This is a genomic window from Kitasatospora sp. NPDC101155 (genome assembly GCF_044768305.1).
Taxonomy (GTDB): Bacteria; Actinomycetota; Actinomycetes; order Streptomycetales; family Streptomycetaceae; genus Kitasatospora.
Map to the genome: position 1 here is coordinate 18,650 of NZ_JBIWPN010000071.1, position 8,396 is coordinate 27,045.

Annotated in this window: 8 protein-coding genes; 4 read left to right on the forward strand and 4 right to left on the reverse strand. The window is 68.9% G+C overall.

Annotation, left to right across the window (positions count from 1 at the left end; genetic code table 11):
- Positions 1-327 precede the first annotated feature (327 nt).
- Positions 328-1,080: an IPT/TIG domain-containing protein gene (locus ACIRYZ_RS42655; RefSeq protein ID WP_402954043.1), complete on the reverse strand. Its 753-nt coding sequence runs from the start codon at positions 1,078-1,080 to the stop codon at positions 328-330.
- 1,422 nt (positions 1,081-2,502) lie between these two features.
- Here ACIRYZ_RS42655 and ACIRYZ_RS42660 point away from each other — a divergent pair.
- Positions 2,503-3,885: a Mu transposase domain-containing protein gene (locus ACIRYZ_RS42660; protein ID WP_402954044.1), complete on the forward strand. Its 1,383-nt coding sequence runs from the start codon at positions 2,503-2,505 to the stop codon at positions 3,883-3,885.
- A 68-nt stretch (positions 3,886-3,953) separates the two neighbouring features.
- On the opposite strand, the gene ACIRYZ_RS42665 is transcribed toward ACIRYZ_RS42660, so the two are convergent.
- Positions 3,954-5,315, reverse strand: a complete 1,362-nt coding sequence (locus ACIRYZ_RS42665) for an alpha/beta hydrolase family protein (protein ID WP_402954045.1) — start codon at positions 5,313-5,315, stop codon at positions 3,954-3,956.
- Positions 5,316-5,415: 100 nt separating this feature from the next.
- Entirely contained in the window at positions 5,416-5,979 is a 564-nt protein-coding gene (locus ACIRYZ_RS42670) for an ArsR/SmtB family transcription factor (RefSeq protein WP_402954046.1), read from the reverse strand.
- 168 nt (positions 5,980-6,147) lie between these two features.
- On the opposite strand from ACIRYZ_RS42670, the gene ACIRYZ_RS42675 reads away from it, so the two are divergent.
- From ACIRYZ_RS42675 to ACIRYZ_RS42685, 3 genes are all read left to right on the forward strand, one after another.
- Positions 6,148-6,636 (forward strand): transposase, encoded by a 489-nt coding sequence (locus ACIRYZ_RS42675; protein WP_402954047.1) that lies wholly within the window; start codon positions 6,148-6,150, stop codon positions 6,634-6,636.
- A gap of 89 nt (positions 6,637-6,725) precedes the next feature.
- Entirely contained in the window at positions 6,726-7,058 is a 333-nt protein-coding gene (locus ACIRYZ_RS42680; protein WP_402954054.1) for a hypothetical protein, read from the forward strand.
- Between the two features lie 453 nt (positions 7,059-7,511).
- On the forward strand, positions 7,512-8,006 hold the full coding sequence (locus ACIRYZ_RS42685; RefSeq protein ID WP_402954048.1) for a hypothetical protein: 495 nt from the start codon (positions 7,512-7,514) through the stop codon (positions 8,004-8,006).
- Positions 8,007-8,017: 11 nt separating this feature from the next.
- On the opposite strand, the gene ACIRYZ_RS42690 is transcribed toward ACIRYZ_RS42685, so the two are convergent.
- A complete protein-coding gene (locus ACIRYZ_RS42690) occupies positions 8,018-8,257 on the reverse strand; it encodes a hypothetical protein (protein WP_402954049.1) in 240 nt (79 codons plus the stop codon).
- Positions 8,258-8,396: the final 139 nt, after the last annotated feature.

Below are 8,396 nucleotides of genomic sequence, written 5' to 3' on the forward strand. Positions count from 1 at the left end.
GTTCGGGCGAACGCCCCCGTCTTTCTGCGAGGCGGCGAAGTATCCGTAGACGGTCTCCCATGGAGCGAAGTCGTGCGGGAGGTAGCGCCAGGGACGCCGGTGCGGTCGACGTACCGGATCGCTTCCATGATGCGACGAAGATCACGCCCTGCGAACGCGCCGGTCCTGTCGCGCGATCAGGCGGCCACCCCGTTCATCCGGGGCCGGCCGAGGAATCGGGCACCGGGTGCGGTGGGACGGGATCCGCCCGGGCGGGACCGATGCGGTCCCGCCCGGGCAGACGGCCTCGTTGGCCGCGGTTCAGGTGGTCAGTGCCTGAATCCTGGCTCAGATCCCCGGGCCCGCGAGGTACTGGAACGGGGTCGCGGCGGTCACGCTGCCGGCCGCGTTGGTGACCGTGATGTTGGCCGGCCCGGGGGCACCGTCGAGGGTGGGCGGCGCGACGGCGGTGATGGTGGTGTCGCTGATGACGACGAAGGGGGCGGACTGGCCGCCGAAGGTGACCGACTGGGTGGTGCTCAGGGAGGTGCCGGTGATGGTGACCGCGGTGCCGCCGGAGGCCGGGCCCGAGCCGGGGGTGAAAGCGGTCACGGTGGGCACGTCCACGTAGGTGTAGGTGAAGCCGTTGTTGGTTCCGCCCGCGGTGGTCACGCTCACCCCGACGGATCCGACCGCCGCGCCCGCGGGCACGGCGACGGTGATCACACCGTCGCTGACGACGGTCGGCGTGGCGGTGTTGGGCCCGAAGTGCACGGCGGTAGCGGTCGACAGCCCGGTACCGGTGATGGTGATGGTGTTGCCGCCCGCCAGCGGCCCGGAGCTGTCGCTGAGCGCGGCCTTGAACGGCGCGCCGACGTAGTAGAAGTTCAGCGGGTCGCTGGTGCCGCCCGGGGTGGTCACGGTCACCTGGACCACCCCGCTGCCGGAGGGGGAGGTGACGGTGACCGAGGTGGCCGTGTTGGCGGTGATGGTGGCCAGCTTGGAGCCGAAGTGCACGGCCGTGGCCCCACCGAGGTTGCTGCCGGTGATGACGACGCTCTGTCCGCCGCCGGACGATCCCTGGTTGGGGGAGATGGGCACGACTGCCTCCTTGAACGGGTGAGGTGAACCGCGCACCGTGCGTGCTCAGGAAGGGTCACGGGCCACGCACGGTGCGGGTCGGACCAGGCCCCGGCGAGGGCGAAACGGACGGCCGAGGCGGTGAGCCGGGCGCCGGCGGGCCGGTCCACGGCTGTGGCCGGGCCGCTTTCCGGGCGTGAGGGCGAGACGGTCCTGGATGACTGTCGCCGGTCGCGGTGGCGGGCGGATCGTTCACGCCCCTGCCAGGAGAGCCCACGGCGCCACCGGTAGTGACCGGCCATACGGCAGGCCGACGCCCCGCTCCCCCGGAGAGGATGGGCGACCCACCGGATTGGACACTCCTAGTAACCCATTGAGGTGACAAGCGGGCAAGGTACTTGACGCCAGATCACCCGATTGGCGGCACGTGCTGCCTGGGAACGTGGCCCGTCTCCGGCGATCGGTCTCACTTCTCGCCGGTAGCGTCAGGCGCCCTCCCGGTCGGTTGCGCAGGTTCGCACGACGCCGATGGTGACGGAACGTCGGAGCCACGTCAGCGTCGTGGACCAACCCGGGGCCGTCCCACGGACGGCCCCGGCGCGGGGAACGGGACTTCCTCGCCGAGTAGCGGTCGGCTCCTCGGCGCGGGTGCGGGCCGCCGTCGCCGGTCCCGTCGGAAGGAATCGGCTCCGTCGCGCGGCGGCCTGGGGCCCGGTCGCCGTCGACGAGGCCCATCGCACCGCCCGCTCCGAGGGCAAGGCCTGGGCCGCCGCCCGCGACGACGATCAGGTCCCGGCTGCTTGCCGCCTGTAGGGCGTGCTCCTCCTGGCCACACCGGCGGGGCTGTCCGAGGGTCGGATCCCCTGGCGGCCGCGTGCGCTTCCGGTGTGCGGCGCGGAACCCTACGAAGTGTCAACCGTTGTTGACACCGGGCCTGGTCAGCGTCGGGCATGGGAGCAGACGGGGGGCGCGCGGGTGAGCATGCACATCGGCATATGCCAGTGGCCATTTTGGTGAGCGGCGGCACCGGCAGGGCAACCGTCCGGGGATCCGTGCCATGCGAACTCTGGCGCGCTGAGCACAGTCGCGCGACGGGCGCCAGACGCATGCTTGGCCTGAAATTCCGGGGAGAACCGCGAGTACTCTCGCACCCGCAGAGGTCTATGCCAGTCGCCCTCCATTGCGCACTTGCGAAAATCGTTAAGCACTCAACGGTCGAGATTCGGCCACTGCTTGGCCGATCTTCGCATGCGACCTGAGGTGGCGCGCATGGGGTCTTTGCAAATTGATTGCCAGGCTATTCGCTCGCTCAAATTGCACAGCAATCGGCGATGGCTTGCAAAAACCTTTCTTCTCTCGCTCGCGGGCTTCGTGTATATTTCCTGGCTTCCCATGGATCCCATGAGGAATTCGTACGCCATATCGAACTCTGCTAGGAGCGGAATGCTGACCGGAGAGGAATACATCAACATCTGCGCCCTCCGATCCCGAGGGTTGTCCATTGCCGCAATCGCCCGTCGCCTCGGCCGCGACCGCAAGACCGTGAGCTCCTATCTGAGCGGGAAGCGCACGGTCGGAGTACGCAGCTCCGGCAGGGACGAGTTCGAGCGGTTCATCCCCTACTGCCGTCGGCGGTTGCAGGACGATGCCCACTTCCAAGCGTCGGCGCTGTTCGCCGAAATCGTCGATCTGGGCTACAGCGGCGGCTACTCGACCTTCACCCGCGCTCTGCGGACCCATCAGCTGCGTCCCCGGTGCCCGCTGTGTCAGCGTCCCCCCCGAACCCGCCCCGGCCGGCCGGACAACGCGGAGGAAATGCAATTCCGCTGGTTCGCCCTCTCCGACCCCCCTGCGGACTGGGGCAGCACTCATGCTTGTGTCCTGGTGGGACGCCTGACCCACTCCCAGCGCTGGAGGGCAGTACTCGCGGAGCAGATCGATCTCGGCCACCTGGTCGACTCCGTCGACCGGATCCTGCGCCAGTTCGGCGGAACCGGCTGGCGCTGGCGCTTCGACCGGACGCAGCCGATCCACTGCCCGGGAGGTGGCAAACTGACCACGGCGCTGGGCAAGGTCGCGAAGCACTACGGTGTTGTCGCGGATCTCAGTCCGGCGCGGCACGACGCCGGTGACGAGGCGATCGGGCAAGCACTCGTTCTGTGGTGGCGGACCATCGGCGCGGACACCGGCCTGCTGGAGGCGCAGGAGAGCCTCGACAGGCTGGCCAGGCTCATGGACGCTCGCCGGGCCGCGGCAAGCGGCGGCCACGACGGGTACACCGTGCCCGCTGCGACGGTCCTGCTCGACCTTCCCCACGACCCGTACCCTGCCAAGATCAGTGTGGCTCGCGAGGTCTCGGCCAACAGCATGGTGTCCTACCGGGGCAATCTCTACGCGGTTCCACGGCATCTGCACGGTCAAACCGTGGAAGTGCGCCGAAGGCTCGGTGATCCGCTTCTGGCGATCGCAACTCCTCGTGGAAGGGTGATCGTTCAGCATTCACTGGCGCCCGACGGTGCCAGCCTGTCGGTCATCGGCCACCGGCACGGGATCAGCCTCGAACGCCCGCTCCCGGTACCGAGGCCGGCCTGCCACAGCAAGCTGTACAATCCGCCGTCCGCCGAAGCGCTCGCGGCGGCCCAAGCGCTCCGACAGGAGGCCTGCCAGGAGGACGGATTAGAGCCCGGTCAACAGGCTGACGGTTCGCCGGGGTGCCCCGGCCGATCCTGGCGGTGCAGGGCGTTCTCGATCGGATCCGGAAGGAACCGATCGAGGGCGACGGGCTCGTCCTCACGGAACCGGCGAGAACCCTCCGAGGGGAGCTAGGGCCTGTCTTCGGTCGTGATCAATGGGCGTTCAGGAGGCCGCTGGAGTCGTAGAGGGGACGATGGCCGTCACGCAGCAACACCCCACCACACCGCCCACGGTACGAACCCGACCGCGGCCAGCCCGACCGGGGCCAGGCGCAGCCAGACCGCCCAGCTCGGCGTCAGTCGTCGGCGCCAGAGTGCGACTACCGAGACACAGGCGGACACCACCACGGCGACGGCGAGCGCCTGCACCACCAGCCACGAAGCCGGACGGCCCCACACAACGGGCGTCGCCGCACCGGTCCCCGCCGCGAAGACGGCGATCGGACAGGTCACCGTCGCCACGACGGCCAGCAGGCCGAGCCCGGCCAACCACCGCACCGGGCGAAGGACCGGTCCCCGGCGCAGGAGGGCACTCATCGGATAGGCGGCGAAGCCGAGGAGCAGCAGCGCCGGGGCGAGCCCGGCGTACCAGGTGTGGTCCGGTACGGGGGTACTGGCGAGTGTCTGCCCGGGTGCGGGGGCGGCGCTCGAAGCCGGTGGGTGGCCGGTGGCGACGGCCTGCACCCATGAGGTCATGGTCTGCGCATAGCGCGGGGCCAACTCCCCGAGCTTCTTGCCCTGGAAGAGTGGGCCGCCGATCCGGTCGAACCCGTCTGACGTGCGGTGCCCGTTGTGCGCACCGTCGGCGACGAAGCCGATGACGGCGTGCGGGTTGCCCGCACGGGCCAGAGCCTCGCGGAAGACCTGTGCGCTCTCCTGGGGCGGCACCTGCGTGTCGTGATCGCCCCACAGAGCCAGCACCGGTGTCCGGTGCAGCCGTTCCAGCACCGGCAGGGGGTCGTAGCCGGCCTCGGGGAACCGACCGGTCGCGGCCATGAACTGGGCGGTGGGACCGGCCACGGTGCGACGGAACGGTCCCCCGACCCCTTGGTGTTGCAGATGTGTGGTGAGGTTCCAGGCCTGGGTACGCAGCGGGTCGTAGCCGGGACCGCCGATGGTGACGACGAAAGCGACGTCGGTCGAGCGCGACGCGGCGAGCGGCGCCACCCAGCCCCCCTCGCTGAATCCCCACAGCCCTACCTGCCCTGGATGCACCCCGCTGCTGGACTGCAACAACCGCACTCCGGCGAGCGCGTCGTCGGCCAGCAGGCCGAAGTCCGTGTGGAGCCGGGAGTAGCCGACGGTCCGCTTGTCGTAGACGAGCGTGGTGATCCCGGCCTGGGCGAACGCCTCGGCCTCCTGCCGGTACTCCTCCCGTGGCCCGGGGCCCGAGCCGCCGACGAGTACGATGCCAGGTCCCGCGTCGAGTGCTCCGCTCTTGCTGAGGACGGTGCCGTGCAGGGCGAGCCCACCGCCGCCCCGGAAGGTGACCTCCTGGCGGACCAGCCCGTCCTCGTCGGCGTGCGCCCTTGGCGCGGTCAGCAGGACGAGCGCGCCGACCAACGTCGCGGATAGGACGGTCAGTACGGCGCGTATCGGTGATGCGGACGTAGCCGAGCGAAACACGGCGTGTCCCCCCTTCGTTGTCGGTCGGGCCGCGCGGTCAGTCGGTCTCGGGAATTCCGAGCAGCCGGACGAGCACGGTCCGTGCCTCGGGCGGGTGCCCTCGTTCCGGGGCCGAGTACCGGTAGAGGAGCGCGATGTACTCCTCGAAGAACGCGCGGAGTTGGCCGGGGTCGACCCGGAGTGTGGCGCGCGAGAAGAGCGCCGCGTCGGCCCAGGGGCCAAGCGTGTCGCGCGCCTCCTCGAACCGCCGGGCGGAGTCGATCAGTTCGGCGAGGTTGAGCCGATGCATCTCGGTCAGTGCCTCGCGCATCTCCGGCGTCTGCCGGCTGTGCGGCGGGAACCGCCGGTCCCCCGGCACTGCCCGCCACCACCGCTCCCGCCCCTTCGCCAGCTCCGGGACCTCCTCGACGAAGCCGTGTTTGGCCAGCTGCCGCAGGTGGTAGCTGACCAGCCCCGTACTCTCGCCCAACTCGCGTGCCAGCGCGGCAGAGTTGGCCGGTCCCCGGCGCAGGCATTGCTCGATCTTCTGCCGCATCGGGTGCGCGAAGGCGCGCAGTGCCTCGACATCGGCGATCTCTTGAGCAGGCGGTTGTTCGGCCATGCCAGAAGACTAGGAGTTGCAAAGGTCATTTGCAAGGAGCCCTTGCAACTCCTGAGTACGGACCGAGCCACCACCTCACCGCAATTGGCCGACCAGGGCGCGTATTCGGTTGTGATCATTTTGGGAAGTTGCCCTCGCGTCGCGACCTAACCCGGTAGACCGTGTTCCGTGACACGAGTTCAACTATCCGATGCCGAGTGGGAGTTCATCGAGCCGTATCTGCCGATCGGCGAGTACGGCCCGTACCCCGAACGGCTGCGCCAGCAGTTCGAGGGCGTGATCTGGAGGTTCAAGACGGGCGCCCAGTGGCGGGAGATGCCCAGGGAGTTCGGTGCCTGGTCGACCGTCCACAACCGCTTCCGGCAGTGGAGGGACGCCAGCGTCTTCGAGGCCCTGCTGGAGGGCGCGATCGCGGAAGCCGCCAAGCGGGGCGAGGTGGACTTGTCCCTGGTCAGCGTGGACTCCACCACCGTCCGGGCCCATCACGACGCTGCCGGGATGCACCTGGACCCCGATGCCTTGGCCGCATTGGAGAAAGCTGCCGAGGAGGCGGAGAAGGCCCGGCAAAAAGGGGAGGCCCGCAGGAACAAGACGGGCAGGACGACCCGGAACGGGAAGAGCGGCGACGCCTCCGGCGCCGCCGCAAGCTCCGCCTGAAGGCCGCCCTGCTCGGACGCTCCAGAGGCGGGCAGACCAGCAAGGTCCATGTCGCCGGCGAGCGAAAGTGCCGCCCGCTCGCGTTTGTCCTGACCGAGGGGCAGGCCGCCGACAGCCCACAGTTCGTCCCCGTGTTGCGGAAAGTCAGGGTCCGCGGGCCCATCGGCCGTCCTCGCACCCGGCCCGACGCCGTCGCCGGGGACAAAGCCTACTCGTCGCGCGGAAACCGCGCTTACCTGCGCAAACGCAGGCATCAAGGCCGTCATCCCGGAGAAGATCGACCAGGCCGCCAACCGCAAGAAGAAGGGCGGCAGGGGTGGTCGGCCAGTCGGCCACGACGCCGAGCTCTACAAGGACCGGAACACCGTCGAGCGCCTGATCAACAAGCTGAAGGCCTGGCGGGGCATCGCGACTCGATATGACAAGACCCCCGAGAGCTACCTCGCCGGCCTCCACCTTCGCGGCGCAATGATCTGGATCAAAGACCTCACCAGACCTACCGCTTGATCACGACCGAATACGCACCCTAGCGCGCACAAACGAACGACCTGCGTCCCTCCGCTGGACACGGGCACGTCCAGCACGGGGTTCAGCGGGTTGGGCCTGAAGACGCGTAGGGCCGCGCTCCGTCCTGCGTGTGGTCGGCGGCGGTTGACCGGAGCCGGGTAATTTCACAGATCAGCGACAAGTGAAACGCCGGAAATTGCTAACCGAATTCCCCATCCTGCCCTTCCGAGTCTCGGATGCCGGTCTTCCCTGTAGTGACTCGGATGGAGTAGCGCAAAGTTGTATGAAGACTACTGAATTCGCCTTCGATTGCAGGAACGTCAATTCTTCGCGTCACTCTGCCGGTCTGTGCGCCCTGCCGCCTGCCCATGGCCGTGAATTACGTTCCGTTCATGCCGGCGTCCCACCAGCATGAACGCTTCTTTTCGGAGGGGATTCGGATGACCCGTTCTCGTCTTGCCGCCAGTGTCGTCGCCGTCGCCATCGCATCCGGCGCTGCCCTCGCCTTCGCTCCCGCGGCGCAGGCAGCGGAAGCCCCCAGGCTTCAGGTGTCGACGTGTGCCGCCGATCTCACGGCTGCCCTCGACAGCAACGCGGCCGCCATCGACGCCGACTCCGTCGGCGACACCGCCGACGCAAGCACCTACAACCTCCGCACCCTCGTCATCCTGGCCGGAGCAGGGCTCACCTGCTTCCGCCAGCCGGCCCAGGTCCACGCGGACATCACCGCCGCGGCGACCGACAGCGTCCGTGCGGCGACGTCCAACGCGGTCGGCGATTCCGTCGCTGCCCTGACCAGCGAGGACGCCGTGGCGGCCGAGTTGACGGAGGCCCTGGAGGTTGTCCGGTATGCCGAGGTGTGAGGTCTCACGGCTCACGGGTGCTCGTTGTCGACCTGCTCGGGCGTGGGGCCTTGGTGGTTGAGCTGGGACCTCGCCTCCCAGCTCGCACGGCACCCGCACACCGAGGTCCGCCGCGCGGCGACGGCCGACGACTGGCCACAGCGATCACCACCGTTCTCCAGCGCCTTCAGCCACACCTGGCCGACGACGAAGAACTGCGCGACGACGTCAACAGGCCGGCTTTCCACACACCGAAAGAGCCGCTGCCACACACGGTCCACTTCCTGAGCACGGTGGGTTGGCTTCAGTGCCAGCCATGCCCGGACCCGGGTACCGTCACCGGCTTTCCCCGGAAACATCCGATGGAGTACGGATACTCTCCGTTGAGGTGGTAGTGGTACATGACGACCT